Origin of the sequence: Companilactobacillus versmoldensis DSM 14857 = KCTC 3814, from assembly GCF_001434295.1 — a bacterium.
Classification (GTDB): Bacteria; Bacillota; Bacilli; order Lactobacillales; family Lactobacillaceae; genus Companilactobacillus; species Companilactobacillus versmoldensis.
Genome location: NZ_AZFA01000014.1, coordinates 1 through 13,707, shown reverse-complemented (window position 1 = coordinate 13,707; position 13,707 = coordinate 1). Strand labels below are relative to the sequence as shown.

Genomic DNA, 13,707 nt, shown 5'->3' with positions numbered 1-13,707 from the left:
AGTCTTTTTTATACTTTATTATGACCAGAAACTAAAACGCTGATCAGGATCGATCCACATACCGTCTCCAGCTTTGAGATGATAAACTTTTGCAAACAAATCGTTGTTCGCTAGATTAGTATTAACTCTCATTGGGAACGGCGCATGAACATCTTTAGCAACTAGTTGTTGATTATTGAACCAATCAACACTGTTTTTAGATTCTGTATAGTAATTATAACGGTTAATTGTGGCATAACTGTCGAAAAATTGTTGCCAATTAGCTCCACCCTTTTGTTGTAAGGCCAATTCATCGACATCGAAGCCAGCACTATCAGCTAAATTCTCATTAACAGTTTGTTCACCACTGATTGGTACGCCTAGGAAGGTCTTGCCATCAAAATCATTGATCATCTGTTGATATTTTTGGTTGAAGGTTTCAAGATCCTGAGCAGTCCACCAACTATCGAATAGTCCATTACTATCATAAAGTGAACCTGTGCCATCGAAAGCGTGGCTTAATTCATGTCCGATAATTGAACCCAGACCACCATAATTTTGGGAATCTGTTTGGTTCACATCGAAGAATGGGCTCTGGATGAATCCTGTCCCGACATAGATAGCGTTACGGGTTGGATAATACTGGGCATTGGCTTTCAAACTGGAAATATTGCCCCACTCTGTGCGATCAACCGGCTTATCATAATCAAGATATGGTTGGTACTCTGCCCCATCTATCAGCTGTTTGAAGACTGAATAGAAGTTACCACTTGATGGCACGGCGATACGGTCATAGTATGAATAACTATCGGTCGGGTAACCAATATTTACTTTGATATTGTTCAATTTGTCGAGTGCTGCTTGCTTACCTTGTGCGCTCAACCAGCTACTCTGCTGTATTTCAGTCTTATATGCTGAGACCAATTGATTGGCCATATCTGTAACGGCATTTTTCGACTCTTTGGTCAGCAAAACATCCCCAAAGTACTTACTGAATTCATTAGCAAAAGCTTTCTTAGTCAAATAGTAAGCAAATCGTTGGTTGAAGTCTGTACTTGTTTCACCTTCAACTGTTGGAAAATCACCTGCCAAATCATTCATGAACGCTGCATTGTCAAGAACATAGTTAGCGACCATCCATGATTTCATTTTCTGGAAATTATCTGGATTGATGATCTTATTGATATTGTTATAAAAACTGGGGGTCATTTCAAAGATGTAGCCAGGTGTTTCACCAACTGTTTGATCGACAAACTTGTCCATATCAACAAAGGCACTTAGGTCCTCAAAATTGAGATAGTTAACTGGCAAATAATCATTCAACCTTCTGATCCCACTGCCGGTATATCCTTGTTGGTATAAGTCGGTCTGGACGTCTGTTGGTGTCTGATATTGAGTCAGTATTTGATCAAACTGTTTAGTATTTTTCATAATTTCTGCAACTGCATCGAAATTGACTCCAGCGCTGGTCAGAAATTTTCCGAGGGTTTCCTGTGACTGTTCATTATATTGATTCAAATCGCCAGCACTGGTCAACAATACCGGTGATCCACCATAAAAATAGAGCGCTCTTAGTTTGGGATTGTTTTGATCGATATCAACTTTCATACCAAATGGCAAGGTCACACCAGCTTGGAATAACTGGTTCAAATGATCACTAAGATCATTGACATCTTGTAAACTATCGATGGTATTGACTGTATCCATGATGTTATCGACAGCATCTTTCGAAAAATCATCCATTGATTGATATTTTTGTGAGAGCATCAAATTGTAAAAATTAAGCGCCTTTTGCATTGTCGGATCGGTTGTGTGTTCCGTACCATTCAAATAATCGTAGAATTTTTGCTGGACTTGCTGATCGACAGAATTTTGAGTTGTCAAAATGGCTCCAGAATTGGCCTTTGTTTTGGAAACATCTGTCGAAGTCTGCCACTTATGATTAACGTAATCATAATAATCATTTTGAGGCTTAAACTGATCAGTACTGTTGTTAGTGGTCGTTGCAGTTTGATCAGTCGTTTGATTTTCATCTTTAGTGACTTGATCCGTAGCCTGAGTCTGGCTGTTATTACTTGCTGTATTATTCTTCTGGCCATCAGTTTGATCATCAGTCTGAATTTGAGACTCTGGCTGATCATTCTTTTGGTCAGTAGTCGTTTCAAATCCGTTATAGACTTTTGTCTTACTAATAGTGGAGGTCGCTGGGTCGTCATCATTCGTCTGATTTGATAGATTATCTGCTTTAGCGTTTTGCGTGGTAATGCTGGCACCTAGCAACATTGCAGCAAACATCGTCGCATTAATTAACTTTTTGTCGATTTTCATGATATCCCCTCCGTTAACCATATTCTCGGCTTATTATAACCATTGCGCAACAGATTACGGAGAAAAATAACAATTAATTTAATATTGAATTATCAGTATCTAAATCATCGCAAAATGACTGCCAAATCAGCTTCTATCCATCTTGATGATCCGTCTTAATAGATCTGCAAAATGTTGGAGTTCTTCATCAGTATAATCAGTTGAGATCTTCTCCAATTCCTGGCGATGACGCTCATCAAGTTTTTGCTTGATCTCTAACAATTGTTCACCATTGTCAGTCAAACTAAGGATCCATTCCTTATTATTCAAACTAGTCTTGTTTTTAGTGACGACACCGAGATCCTCAAGTTTTGTGGCACTTCGAGATGCTGAAGCCTGTGAAACTCCAATAGATTGTGGAAGTTCCTTTAAAGAAACGTCAGTATTGATCTCAAAAAGACCAATGATCCTGACTTCCCGAGTATCTAATTTGGCAATTATATCTTGAAGTTCGGGAGAATCAGTTTGACTGGTTGCCCACTGTTTTTCTTGTTCATTTCGATCATCTTGTGAGAGATACAAATTTAACAGATTCAAAATTTCATTCATCATATTTATTCACCTGAATTTATTTTGACATATTTATTCACATGTGTAAAACGTTTACATCATGTGAAAAATAAAAAGACGCTCAAAGCAATTTTGCCGGCGTCTTTGGTCATTCCATATTAAACTAACGTATCACGAATCAATTCATAAGCCTTATTATTTGGAACTTGTCTGATCATGTATTGACTTGTGATCTGGTCTTGAAGTTGAGTCCTGCGTTTAGAATTTTTTGGTCTCAATGCCAAACGCATATGCTTGTACAACATATCAAAGGCACGCTGTTTGTTAACACTGCTGGAACTTCGACTGTGATAATTATCAACGGCCTCCTTGCAAATATCAAAAGCTTGGTCAGTGACTTGAAGATTATTCACTTTAGCCGAAATAGCTTGATTTAATGAGCGTTCATCGCTAACTTTTAACATTATCATTACTCTAACTCCTAACCTTTTTAATTTTTTGTTTAGAAATTCGCCTGAATTGTATGTAAGAACCAGTTATTTTTGTTCCTTACACATTAAGTATAGATTACTTTTCTGTTACAAACAATCAAAAAGACACCTATGTAAGCGCATTCTTTTAACTATTTTTTATTACAAAATTTATTAGATAATATTATTAGTTTAAAACTAATAATATTAGCGATATCTAATTATCCACAAAGATGATTATAGATTCTTAACCTTAACTAAATCATAAGCCGACTTTGACTGACTTGTTGCGACAACTATATTAAATATTGAAATCATTATATTATTGTTCCTATTTTCGAAAATAATTTTTGCAAAATCGCGTTTTCAAATTTCACAACCCTTTCATAGCACCTTTGATGGCTATTTTTATGAAAATTCAAAACATTGGTAATCAAGAAATAATTGGAGTAAAAATAAGTCAATTTATAAAAGGTGGTGTTATATATGGATCTTTTTCGGAAAAAGGACATTAATGTCCTCCTTAGTCGTGAATCTCCCTTAAAACGAACACTTCATACTTGGGATCTTACATTCCTTGGCGTTGGAGCAATCATCGGAACCGGAATCTTCGTGCTTACCGGTAAGGGAGCTTTGACTACAGGCCCTTCATTGGCATTATCATTCTTGATCGCAGCGATTTGTTGTGGATTTGCGGGACTTTGTTACGCAGAATTTGCTTCGATGGCTCCAGTTGCTGGATCTGCTTATACATACTCATACATCTCGTTTGGTGAGATCATTACATTTATCATTGGTTGGGATCTTATTTTGGAATACGCTTTAGGTTCAGCGACCGTTGCTGCTGGCTGGTCAGGTTACTTTGTCAACTTCGTTGGCAATTTAGGCTGGCACATCCCGAAAGTACTGACAGCTGCCGCTGGGACCACCCCCGGGGTAACCACATACTTTAATTTGCCAGCATTTTGTATCGTTTTATTGATCACAACGATCATCGCTATGGGTATCAATCAAACTAAACACGTCAACGATGTCATGGTCACGATAAAAATTGCCGTTATTTTGCTATTTATAGTTTCAACCGTTTGGTTTATCAAAACTAAGAACTGGCATCCCTTTGCTCCTTACGGTTGGTATTCATTCAACCATGGAACGGCTTCAGGTATCATTCCAGGAGCCTCGATCGTCTTCTTTTCATTTATCGGTTTTGATTCAGTTTCGTCTAGTGCTGAAGAAACCGTCAACCCAAGCAAGACACTTCCTCGAGGCATCCTATTATCTCTTTTGATTGCCACAGTGCTCTACATTGCAATGACATTGACCATGACTGGTGTCGTCAAATATACAGTCTTTGCCAAATACCTCGACGCACCGATCTTAGCGGTCCTTGCCAAAACTGGCCAAGGGTGGCTCTCAATGATAGTCAGCCTTGGTGCGATCCTCGGGATGACAACAGTTATCCTCGTCCAACTATACGGACAATCGCGGATCACTTACTCAATGTCTCGTGACGGATTATTTCCAAAGTTCTTTGGTGAAGTATCATTGAAGCATCAAACACCCTATAAAGGGACATGGTTCTTCGGTATCGTCACGGCCATCACAGCCGGACTGGTCAACCTCAATATCTTAGCCGAACTAGTAAATATTGGTACACTTACAGCATTCATCCTCGTATCCGCTGGAATCCTCTGGATGAGAAAGAAATATCCAGACATCCATCGTGGTTTCATGGCACCATGGGTACCAGTATCACCCATCATCTCAATTGCCTTCTGTCTCCTGCTAGTCGTGGGACTAAACTGGGAAACATGGATCAGGTTCCTAGTATGGTTTGCAATTGGTATGGCAATCTACTTTGGATATGCCCGCAAACACTCAAAAATGAATGAAGAGTAATAAAAAATCTGCCAACTGATCAAAGTTGACAGATTATTTTTTTGCAAAAATTTTATCGAACTTAATTTATTTACGTGACGTCAAACTTAATTATTGAAGAAGTAGGAAATCACCAAAAAGACGATTCCGCCGACAATGACGCCAATGCCAATAATGGCATAATTCCAAAGACCTAATAAACCAAAGACAATTAATAGTATACCAATGATTGGATGACGGAAAATAAAACCGACCGTCTTGAGCAACAACCATAAAATCACAAAGACTGCGACAATGATTGCAATCAACAAAGGAACACTACTAGTTGAATTTGCTTCCAAAAGTGTTAACAATTTTTGACCTCCTTTTAAAAAAATATCATCAAAAATAAAATAATTATACTAAAATCAACCGTCGATACGTCAAACTATAATTGACACAAATCGTGTTCAATGGTAATTTTTTATGAGTTACATTATTGGTTTATACCTATACAAATCTATTTTTACCGGTATAAACATCACTTTGGGGAACCTGTAGGGAGAAACATCAACATGAGTAAAATTGCAATTGTCACTGATAGCACTTCGGGCTTAAGTGACCAAGAATTAGCTGAAATGGGCAACGCATTTCAAGTCCATTTTGAAGTTCAAATGAACGGACATTTTTTCCATGAAGGCATCGATATCACTGATGCTGAGTTTTATCAAGAGTTGGCCTCATCAAAAGAGTTACCAACTACTGCTCCACCAAGTATCCAAGAAATGTTTGATTTTTATGACCAGGTCAAAGCTAAGGGATTTGACGAGATCATCAGTATCCACATCACTAGCGGGATCACTGGCTTTTATAATAATTTACAAGCTGCCTTGAAAGACTATGACCATATCAAAGTCCATGCGGTCGATTCGTTCCTATCGATCCAACCAATGGGTTACTTAGTTAAATATGCCTCTCAGTTAGCTAAAGTAGGTGAATCTAGTTCCGAGATACTTGAAAAAATTGACCAGCAAAAGCGTACTATCGGCGAATACTTCATCGTTGACGATTTGAAAAATCTCGTTCACGGTGGTCGACTAACTAATGCTGCTGCCTTCACAGGTAGTCTTTTACGAATCAAACCAGTCCTGACGATGATGAATGATGAACATAAGATCGTTGCAACTGACAAGATTCGAACCATGAAACGAGCTTTGCACTTCATTGAAGATGAATTTGAAGATGTCCGTCAAAAGACCGATTATCAACTTAGAATCTTCTTGACTGGTACTAACAACTTAGAAGCTATGGAAGCTTGGAAAAAGCGCCTCAGCGTCAAATATCCACAGCTGAATATCGAGATTGGTCAAATAGGTCCTGTCATTGGTGCCCACTTAGGTTCCAATGCTTATGTCCTTGGTTGGTCTAAAGAAGTTATTGATAAATAATAAATTAAGGGCCGTTGATCCAATGAGATCGACGGCCCTTTTATCTTAATTATATTGATCAATCAAATTATTTACTTGATCTTCCACCAGTTGATCATTTTGCTTATCAAAACCTAAATCCAGTTCACCAACTTGTTCACGGTTCTGATATAACTCAGCAATCTTTGGGTCAGCAATGATATAATCCTGCAGATCCATACTCATATGTGAGAAACGATGTAAAAATGCTGGATAGACCGTTAAAAAATTGTTTTTAGTCATTTTCTTCACTTGATCATTATTTGCTCGTTCCATGTTCTCCTCCAATTGCACACTAATTGTGAACATTTTATCATATATAAAAAAATAGCACTAGCCTATTCTTTTCAATACAAACAAAAAGCTCCTACGATTTTGATATCGTAGGAGCCTTTAAGTTCAGTCTTATCTCGCTTTAGTGGTGATATTGGCAATCGCATCTAACAGTTCAGAAATATTTTGGTGATAAACTTCACCAATATTTCCGATTCTAAAAGTAGGAACCATTGAGATCTTACCAGGATAAATCACGAAGCCAGCTTTTTTAAGCTTTTGATAGAAAGCATGAAAATCAAAATCGTCAGAGGGATATCTAAATGACGTAATGATTGGTGACTGCCATTCATCAGAAATCAACTGTTTGAAGCCAAGTTCTGCCATCCCTTTAGTCAATTGTTGTTGATTTTCAGAGTAACGTTGATAACGTTTGTCAACGCCTCCTTCAATCTCCAATTCAGTCAAAGCTTGAGCAAATGCATGAACTACATGAGTTGGTGAAGTAAAACGCCATTTACCATGGTTCTTTTCCATTTCCGCATATTGACCATAAAGATCTAGTGAAAGTGTCCGAGCCTCACCTTTTGAAGCTTCGAGTTGTGACTTTCTAGCAATCACAAAAGCAAAACCAGGTACACCTTGGATACATTTATTAGTCGAACTGATCAAATAATCGATATCTAACTTTTTAACGTCGATGGGAATACCACCAAAACTACTCATAGCATCAACAATTGTTGACACACCTTGTGATTTTACCCAGGGAATGATTTCTTCAATTGGGTTCAAGATCCCAGTAGTTGTTTCACAATGGATCATCGCAAAATGAGTAATATCGGGATGAGCTTCCAATTCAGCTTTGACTAAATCAGCTGTGACTGGTTGTTGTTCGTCAACTTTTAGGTCAACATGGTTGATACCATAAACATCAGCCATTTCAGAGATTCGCTCACCATAGGCCCCATTCATCGCAATCAATAATTTGCAATGTTCAGGAATCACTGAACTAATAACGGATTCTACGCCATATGTTCCGCTTCCTTGGATAGGAACAGCTGTATATTCATTTGGAGTGACTTGGGCAATGCGCAATAACGAACGTCTAATCGATTGAGTGATTTCTTTATACTCGTCGTCCCAAGTACAGTAATCCATTTCCATAGCTTTTTTGACCGTTTTACTAGTCGTCAATGGACCAGGTGTTAATAAAAGATATTCATTTTCCATGATTACATTTCCTTTAGTTGATTTAGACTTCTAATAACTTCCGGTAATTCAGACAAACTGTTGATCACATAATCTGCGTCAACTGAATCAAATTCTCGTTCCACATAAGCCCGAGCATCAGTCTGTTCGTCCTTAGTCATGTTGACAAATTCTTCTTCAGTTAGGCCCATCAAACTACTACCTTCGATGATACCGACTGTTTTCACACCAGCATTTTTACCTTCTTCGATATCAACGATCGTATCGCCGATCTTGATGACCTTAGCAGGATCATCAATCTCAAACTCAGTCATGATCTTATTGATCATATCCGGAGCAGGACGGCCATTGTCATTAACATCTGCTGATGTCAAAATAATTTCTGGACGATAACCTAATTTTTCTGCGCCAACACGTAAGGCTTCCATCATCTCTGGTGTATAGCCAGTAGTCGTTGCCACCCTAATTCCGTTATCCTTCAAAAATTGGATCGTATCTAGTAGGCCTGGTTTCAATTCAGTTGATTTAACCAAATGTGCCATCAAAGCTGATTCAAACATCACGTACAATTCTTTACGATCTTCTTCAGTTGGATCATTGGAATATTCTTGTTGCCACTGTTGTCTAACAGTATCTAAACTCAGAAGCTCTCCAATATGGTCCCACTTAGACATCCCCATGAAACGGCGGATCTCTTCATCAGTTGGGTAAATCTTTTTAGCATTAAAGGCTGTCTTAAATGCTACTACGGGAGCCAAGCTTCCGTAATCGACCGTTGTGCCGGCCCAATCAAAAATAACTGCTTCAATCATTTATATATCCTCTACTTTGCTAAATAATGTTGTCTTAATCTCACAGCAATGAATTCCAAGACGATCGTTACGGCGATAACCATATAAACGATATAGCCTACCTCGTGGAAGTCAAAACTCAAACCACTTGTAACAAACAATTGGTAACCAATTCCACCAGCACCAGCAGCTGCACCAACAGCTACAGCATTAGCAAAGTTGATCTCTAATCGAATGAAAGTCCAAGAAACTAATGAAGGGATGATAGTTGGCCAAATTGCTTGGAAAACAATCGTCCAAAACTTTGCCCCAGTAACTTTCAGTGCATCAATCGTGGCTGGGTCAATTTCTTCAATACTTTCTGAATAAGCTTTAGTTAAATAAGCAACACTATGGAAACTAAGACCTAAGATAGCTGCGGTTGGTCCAAGACCAACGGCAATCGAGAAAATCAACGCCCACAAGATTGTTGGAATAGCCCGGATCATAGCCATCGCTGATCTGATCCCAGCCCCAAAGTAAGCATTAGTTAAATTTCTTGAAGCAAGTACTGCTAAGAAAAAGCCGACTACTGCACCGATAATGGTCGTTAAAATAGCCAACAACACACTGACACCCAGTGCCTCTAATAACACCATAAAACCATCAGAACCTGCATTAGGATGAATGAACATCTGATCTAAAGTCATCATCAGACCTCGGAAAGCGTCAGCCATTTTTACATTCTCAGTATTTAAATGAGTCAACGTGTACAAGGTGATCAGAATCAAACTGATAAAAACACCATTGATCATCCAGGTTGAAGCTGAAGTCTTCCGTAATCTAATTTTTTCAGGTTGAGGATTTTTATTAAACGAAGGTTTTTGGATCAATGGATCTGAACCTTGTTTTGTAATCATAAGATCACCTTCCTAATTTGATTCGAGAGTGTTTCCAAAATAATAACTACAACAATGATCGATAGTACGGTGATCCCTGCAGCGTCGAAACGGAAACTCTTATAGTAAAGGTCGAAAATGAATCCGATCCCTGTCCCAGTCAAAATACCGACCAAGGTAGCATCACGAACATTATTTTCAATCATGTACAAGATCCAACTGATCAAACTCGGGATGATCTGTGGAATAACAGCTTGGAAGATAACTTGGAAGTAACTGGCACCAGTTGCTTTTAAAGCTAACATAGCTTCGCCAGCTTCGTCCTCGATTATTTCCATAAAGGCCCGGATCAAAAAACCAATCGTCATCAAAAGTAAAGCTAGAAAACCAGTGAAATTACTTTGTTTGAAAGAAAATAGTAAGATCATTGCCCATGCTACTAAAGGTATATTACGGAAAAATGAAGCGATTCCTCTTACCAAAATCTGCATGAACTTGTTAATACCAGTAACTTTCGAACCTAAGATTGCAAAAAAGATGGCAATCACGGCTGCGACTACTACTGAAGCAATCGCCATTAAAACTGTTTCGAATAATTTATTAAGAATTTGTGGCAAGTAACTCATCGATTCATGGGTTGGCATAAAATTGATTGCTAACCAGGAGAAAGCCTTTGGAATCGACAATGCGCCTTGGATAGTATCAAATTTCAACAAATAACAACCAACGACATAGATCAAACCTACCAAAAGTAATACACCACTCTGTACTAATCGTTTATGCCCCAAATATTTGGCAGCTGTAAGTTTTGAACCATTCATTAAGCCGGCTCCTTTTCTTCCACAGCAGTACCATACAATTCGGTAATTGCTGCTTGATCAAGTTTATCAGCCACGTCATTAAATACCATTTTCCCATGACGGATACCGATGATCTGGTCTGCATGTTCCTTAGCCAAATCAATTTGATGCAAGTTAGCAATACAAATAATATTTAATTCTTGAATCAAATCTTTCAACATCTTCATGACAACTTGAGATGAAGCTAAATCAAGAGAAGCAATCGGTTCATCACAAAGGATGACCTTAGGATGTTGGATCAACGCACGTGCAATCCCAACCCGTTGCTTTTGACCACCACTGAGTTCTGAACATCTCTGTAAAGCAAATTCAGAAAGACCAACTTTGTCTAGTAGATCTAGAGCTTCACGTTTTTCATCTTCAGTATAGCGTCCCATTACGCCTGCCAAAGTCGACTTATAGCCAAGGCGACCGTGAAGGACATTTTCTAAAACTGTCAATCTTTCAACAAGATTATAGTTTTGGAAAATCATCCCAATTTGACGACGTAATTTCCTTAATTCTGATTTGTTGGCGGAGCGAATGTCCTCGCCATCTAACAAGATCTCACCTGCATCGTCTTTGATCAATTGATTAAGACTTCGTAAGATTGTAGTTTTACCTGCCCCTGAAGGACCAATGATTGCTACGAAATTACCGGGATCAATCTTGAAATTAATGTCTGTCAAAGCAGGTTTATCCTTTTGGTAACTCTTCGCTAAATGTTTAACTTCTAGCATCGTAATGCCTCCTATATACTATTGACCAATCAAATCGTGAGTAGGTTTGTACCAGTTGTCATCAACTTTGAGAAGTTGTGACTTAGCACCCTTCTTGTGGAATAATGCAGCTTGTTTTGAACCATCTTTAGCAAACAATTTAGGATCGTTAGCTACTTCTTTAGATGTGAATAATTTAGCAATAGCGTTACGATCTTTTTCGCTAAGTGTCTTTGTATTAACAGCTAGTGGTCCATTTTGAACAGGTAGAACAGAAATATTTACAACGCTCTTACCATGGAAATCTGTGAATGGTGCAGCAGCGTTGTCACGTACAGTGAACTTAGAACCAGGTTTTGAATAGCTACCTTCAGTAACCTTCATGAATGGTGTCAAATCAATATCATCAAATGCAGCAACGTCAACGTCACCCTTCAACAAGTTAACTGCTGAACCAGGATGTGAGTTACCATAAAGTACTTTAGAGAAGAACTTGCCACTTTCAGCAAATGAGTCTTTATTCTTAAGCTTGAATTCTTTTTGAATTTCGTATGTTGGAACTGCGTAACCAGATGTTGAACTTGCTGAAACGAATGAGATCTTCTTGCCCTTAACGTTTTCGATACTGTACTTACCATCTTTCTTGTAGTTATCAGCATCTTTTTCAGGAACCATCAAGTATGAACGATAGCTTGCACCCTTGAATGTACCATCTGGACCAGATTCAGTTAATAATGGCTCAACAGCCTTATTCAAATGACGAGCTTTGATATATCCATCAGCACCCATGAAAGCCATTTGAGCTTTACCAGATGAGATAGCTTCAATGGCAACGTTGTAATCAGTTGTTGTCTTGATTTCAACTTTCTTACCAGTAGCTTTTTCTAACTTAGCCTTTAATTCATTACGTGAAGCCAAGTAGTCTTTGGCAGATTCGTTAGGATAGAAAACGATTGATAGCTTACCAGAATCACCGTTACTATCAGCCGAACTTCCTTTACTAGAACATCCAGCTAATGTGCCTCCTAGTAAGGCCATAAGCATCACCCCTAAGCAAATCGTTAAAAACCGCCCTTTTTTCATAAATACAACCAACTTTCCTATAACAATTTTTTAGAACATGTTATAGATTAGCAAGTGAATGTATATTCATTGTTTATTATTTGTAAAGATTCCTACACATTGTAAAGATTGACCTATACATAGGCTTTACAATATCTTTACATTAGAAAAAGGACCAACGAAACATGTGCTCTAACACAAGTTTCGTTGGTCCCTCTAATTAAAATCTAAGTCAAAATTAACCTTTATTTACTTACAGATTCAGAAAATAATTGTGGCATCGATGAATTTAAAAAGTCATTGGCAAAGTTATCATCAAAAATCCAAGCATTAATCTGCCTTTTCGTCAAAATCAAAGGCATCCGATCATGAATCTGGATCATCGATTCATTCGGTTCAGTCGTGAACAAAACACTCCGTAATCCATCGGAGAAATTTTTAAAACATCCTCCGATGAATAAAGTATCTGGTTGATCTCGATAGTTGAAACGATATTTATCCTTTGACTGGCTCCATTCGAAAAATCCAGTCGTTGGATAAACACAGCGTGAGGTTGCAAAGGCATTTGCAAACATCTTTTTTGATTGAACTGTTTCAGAACGAGCATTAATGATCGACTGACCCCGTTTAAACCCAGGAAAGCCCCACTTCATGCTAACGACCCTTACTTGTCGATCACCAGGAACGATCAAAGCAGTCTCATCAGTTGGGAATACCTCGCCAACTTTTGGATGGTAGCCACCACCAGTCGCCAAATCATAGATCCGTTTGATTTCTGCATTACTGTCTGGTTCGAACATAAACCGACCACACATATTAAATTCCTCCGTTACCTACGTTATGTCTAAAAGGTAACTGTCTTATCAGCCCAAGTTACCATGTCAACACAATCATTCATAGTAGAAATAGGACAACTAGTCTTATCCTCTAAATGTCTTGATTTAATACAAGTACCGCAAGCCAATATTTGACCACCAGCAGCTTCATAGTCAGACCGCTTGTTTGCGACATCGAATTGATCATCCTTGATATCGTCGATCTCAACAGCCTCACCCATCAAGAAGATCTTAACTTCATTTTGCTTGTTCAAAGACGCAATTGCAAATCTCAAAGCATTCCAAACCTTTTCAGCAGCTTTAGTTTCAATAATAATCCCGATTTTCATAATTTCCTCCATATAATATAAAAAATTCACATAACAATTTAATTGTATGGGTCCATATTTTGCTTGTCAATCAGTTTTGGAAAGCGGTTGCATTTAAAATTAAAAGGGTCTAAACTTTCTGG

General features: G+C 38.2%; 15 protein-coding genes. 2 read left to right on the top strand and 13 right to left on the bottom strand.

Going from position 1 to position 13,707, the window contains the following annotated elements; translation table 11 throughout:
* Positions 1-18: 18 nt before the first annotated feature.
* The 3 genes from FC27_RS07840 to FC27_RS07830 all read right to left on the bottom strand — a co-directional run bounded on the left by FC27_RS07840 (position 19) and on the right by FC27_RS07830 (position 3,326).
* Positions 19-2,307: a M13 family metallopeptidase gene (locus FC27_RS07840; RefSeq protein WP_010624877.1), complete on the bottom strand. Its 2,289-nt coding sequence runs from the start codon at positions 2,305-2,307 to the stop codon at positions 19-21.
* Between the two features lie 126 nt (positions 2,308-2,433).
* On the bottom strand, positions 2,434-2,898 hold the full coding sequence (locus FC27_RS07835) for a MarR family winged helix-turn-helix transcriptional regulator (RefSeq protein ID WP_029508204.1): 465 nt from the start codon (positions 2,896-2,898) through the stop codon (positions 2,434-2,436).
* A gap of 116 nt (positions 2,899-3,014) precedes the next feature.
* Positions 3,015-3,326, bottom strand: coding sequence for a hypothetical protein (locus FC27_RS07830; protein WP_010624879.1), 312 nt, complete (start codon positions 3,324-3,326; stop codon positions 3,015-3,017).
* 486 nt (positions 3,327-3,812) lie between these two features.
* Here FC27_RS07830 and FC27_RS07825 point away from each other — a divergent pair, with 486 nt between their 5' ends.
* Positions 3,813-5,225 (top strand): amino acid permease, encoded by a 1,413-nt coding sequence (locus FC27_RS07825; RefSeq protein ID WP_010624880.1) that lies wholly within the window; start codon positions 3,813-3,815, stop codon positions 5,223-5,225.
* 86 nt (positions 5,226-5,311) lie between these two features.
* On the opposite strand, the gene FC27_RS07820 is transcribed toward FC27_RS07825, so the two are convergent.
* On the bottom strand, positions 5,312-5,557 hold the full coding sequence (locus tag FC27_RS07820; RefSeq protein ID WP_010624881.1) for a hypothetical protein: 246 nt from the start codon (positions 5,555-5,557) through the stop codon (positions 5,312-5,314).
* A 201-nt stretch (positions 5,558-5,758) separates the two neighbouring features.
* Here FC27_RS07820 and FC27_RS07815 point away from each other — a divergent pair, with 201 nt between their 5' ends.
* Entirely contained in the window at positions 5,759-6,631 is an 873-nt protein-coding gene (locus FC27_RS07815) for a DegV family protein (protein ID WP_010624882.1), read from the top strand.
* 45 nt (positions 6,632-6,676) lie between these two features.
* On the opposite strand, the gene FC27_RS07810 is transcribed toward FC27_RS07815, so the two are convergent.
* The 9 genes from FC27_RS07810 to FC27_RS07770 all read right to left on the bottom strand — a co-directional run bounded on the left by FC27_RS07810 (position 6,677) and on the right by FC27_RS07770 (position 13,585).
* Complete coding sequence (locus FC27_RS07810) at positions 6,677-6,925, bottom strand: hypothetical protein (RefSeq protein ID WP_010624883.1); 249 nt, start codon at positions 6,923-6,925, stop codon at positions 6,677-6,679.
* A 129-nt stretch (positions 6,926-7,054) separates the two neighbouring features.
* Entirely contained in the window at positions 7,055-8,152 is a 1,098-nt protein-coding gene (gene phnW / locus FC27_RS07805) for a 2-aminoethylphosphonate--pyruvate transaminase (RefSeq protein ID WP_010624884.1), read from the bottom strand.
* Between the two features lie 2 nt (positions 8,153-8,154).
* On the bottom strand, positions 8,155-8,943 hold the full coding sequence (phnX, locus tag FC27_RS07800) for a phosphonoacetaldehyde hydrolase (RefSeq protein WP_010624885.1): 789 nt from the start codon (positions 8,941-8,943) through the stop codon (positions 8,155-8,157).
* An 11-nt stretch (positions 8,944-8,954) separates the two neighbouring features.
* Positions 8,955-9,821, bottom strand: coding sequence for a PhnE/PtxC family ABC transporter permease (locus FC27_RS07795; RefSeq protein ID WP_010624886.1), 867 nt, complete (start codon positions 9,819-9,821; stop codon positions 8,955-8,957).
* Positions 9,818-10,621 (bottom strand): ABC transporter permease subunit, encoded by an 804-nt coding sequence (locus FC27_RS07790; protein WP_010624887.1) that lies wholly within the window; start codon positions 10,619-10,621, stop codon positions 9,818-9,820. Before FC27_RS07790 ends, FC27_RS07795 begins: the two co-directional genes overlap by 4 nt.
* On the bottom strand, positions 10,621-11,379 hold the full coding sequence (gene phnC / locus FC27_RS07785; protein ID WP_010624888.1) for a phosphonate ABC transporter ATP-binding protein: 759 nt from the start codon (positions 11,377-11,379) through the stop codon (positions 10,621-10,623). Before phnC ends, FC27_RS07790 begins: the two co-directional genes overlap by 1 nt.
* A gap of 18 nt (positions 11,380-11,397) precedes the next feature.
* Complete coding sequence (locus FC27_RS07780; RefSeq protein ID WP_029508206.1) at positions 11,398-12,441, bottom strand: phosphate/phosphite/phosphonate ABC transporter substrate-binding protein; 1,044 nt, start codon at positions 12,439-12,441, stop codon at positions 11,398-11,400.
* A gap of 224 nt (positions 12,442-12,665) precedes the next feature.
* Positions 12,666-13,235 (bottom strand): SOS response-associated peptidase, encoded by a 570-nt coding sequence (locus FC27_RS07775; RefSeq protein ID WP_010624890.1) that lies wholly within the window; start codon positions 13,233-13,235, stop codon positions 12,666-12,668.
* A gap of 29 nt (positions 13,236-13,264) precedes the next feature.
* A complete protein-coding gene (locus tag FC27_RS07770) occupies positions 13,265-13,585 on the bottom strand; it encodes a DsrE family protein (protein WP_010624891.1) in 321 nt (106 codons plus the stop codon).
* Positions 13,586-13,707: the final 122 nt, after the last annotated feature.

Excerpts from the sequence above, each read along its gene's own strand:
- FC27_RS07840 (WP_010624877.1), bottom strand. The coding sequence starts at position 2,307 with ATGAAAATCGACAAAAAGTTAATTAATGCGACGATGTTTGCTGCAATG.
- FC27_RS07835 (WP_029508204.1), bottom strand. The coding sequence starts at position 2,898 with ATGATGAATGAAATTTTGAATCTGTTAAATTTGTATCTCTCACAAGAT.
- FC27_RS07830 (WP_010624879.1), bottom strand. The coding sequence starts at position 3,326 with ATGATAATGTTAAAAGTTAGCGATGAACGCTCATTAAATCAAGCTATT.
- FC27_RS07825 (WP_010624880.1), top strand. The coding sequence starts at position 3,813 with ATGGATCTTTTTCGGAAAAAGGACATTAATGTCCTCCTTAGTCGTGAA.
- FC27_RS07815 (WP_010624882.1), top strand. The coding sequence starts at position 5,759 with ATGAGTAAAATTGCAATTGTCACTGATAGCACTTCGGGCTTAAGTGAC.
- FC27_RS07810 (WP_010624883.1), bottom strand. The coding sequence starts at position 6,925 with ATGGAACGAGCAAATAATGATCAAGTGAAGAAAATGACTAAAAACAAT.
- phnW (WP_010624884.1), bottom strand. The coding sequence starts at position 8,152 with ATGGAAAATGAATATCTTTTATTAACACCTGGTCCATTGACGACTAGT.
- phnX (WP_010624885.1), bottom strand. The coding sequence starts at position 8,943 with ATGATTGAAGCAGTTATTTTTGATTGGGCCGGCACAACGGTCGATTAC.
- FC27_RS07795 (WP_010624886.1), bottom strand. The coding sequence starts at position 9,821 with ATGATTACAAAACAAGGTTCAGATCCATTGATCCAAAAACCTTCGTTT.
- FC27_RS07790 (WP_010624887.1), bottom strand. The coding sequence starts at position 10,621 with ATGAATGGTTCAAAACTTACAGCTGCCAAATATTTGGGGCATAAACGA.
- phnC (WP_010624888.1), bottom strand. The coding sequence starts at position 11,379 with ATGCTAGAAGTTAAACATTTAGCGAAGAGTTACCAAAAGGATAAACCT.
- FC27_RS07780 (WP_029508206.1), bottom strand. The coding sequence starts at position 12,441 with ATGAAAAAAGGGCGGTTTTTAACGATTTGCTTAGGGGTGATGCTTATG.
- FC27_RS07775 (WP_010624890.1), bottom strand. The coding sequence starts at position 13,235 with ATGTGTGGTCGGTTTATGTTCGAACCAGACAGTAATGCAGAAATCAAA.
- FC27_RS07770 (WP_010624891.1), bottom strand. The coding sequence starts at position 13,585 with ATGAAAATCGGGATTATTATTGAAACTAAAGCTGCTGAAAAGGTTTGG.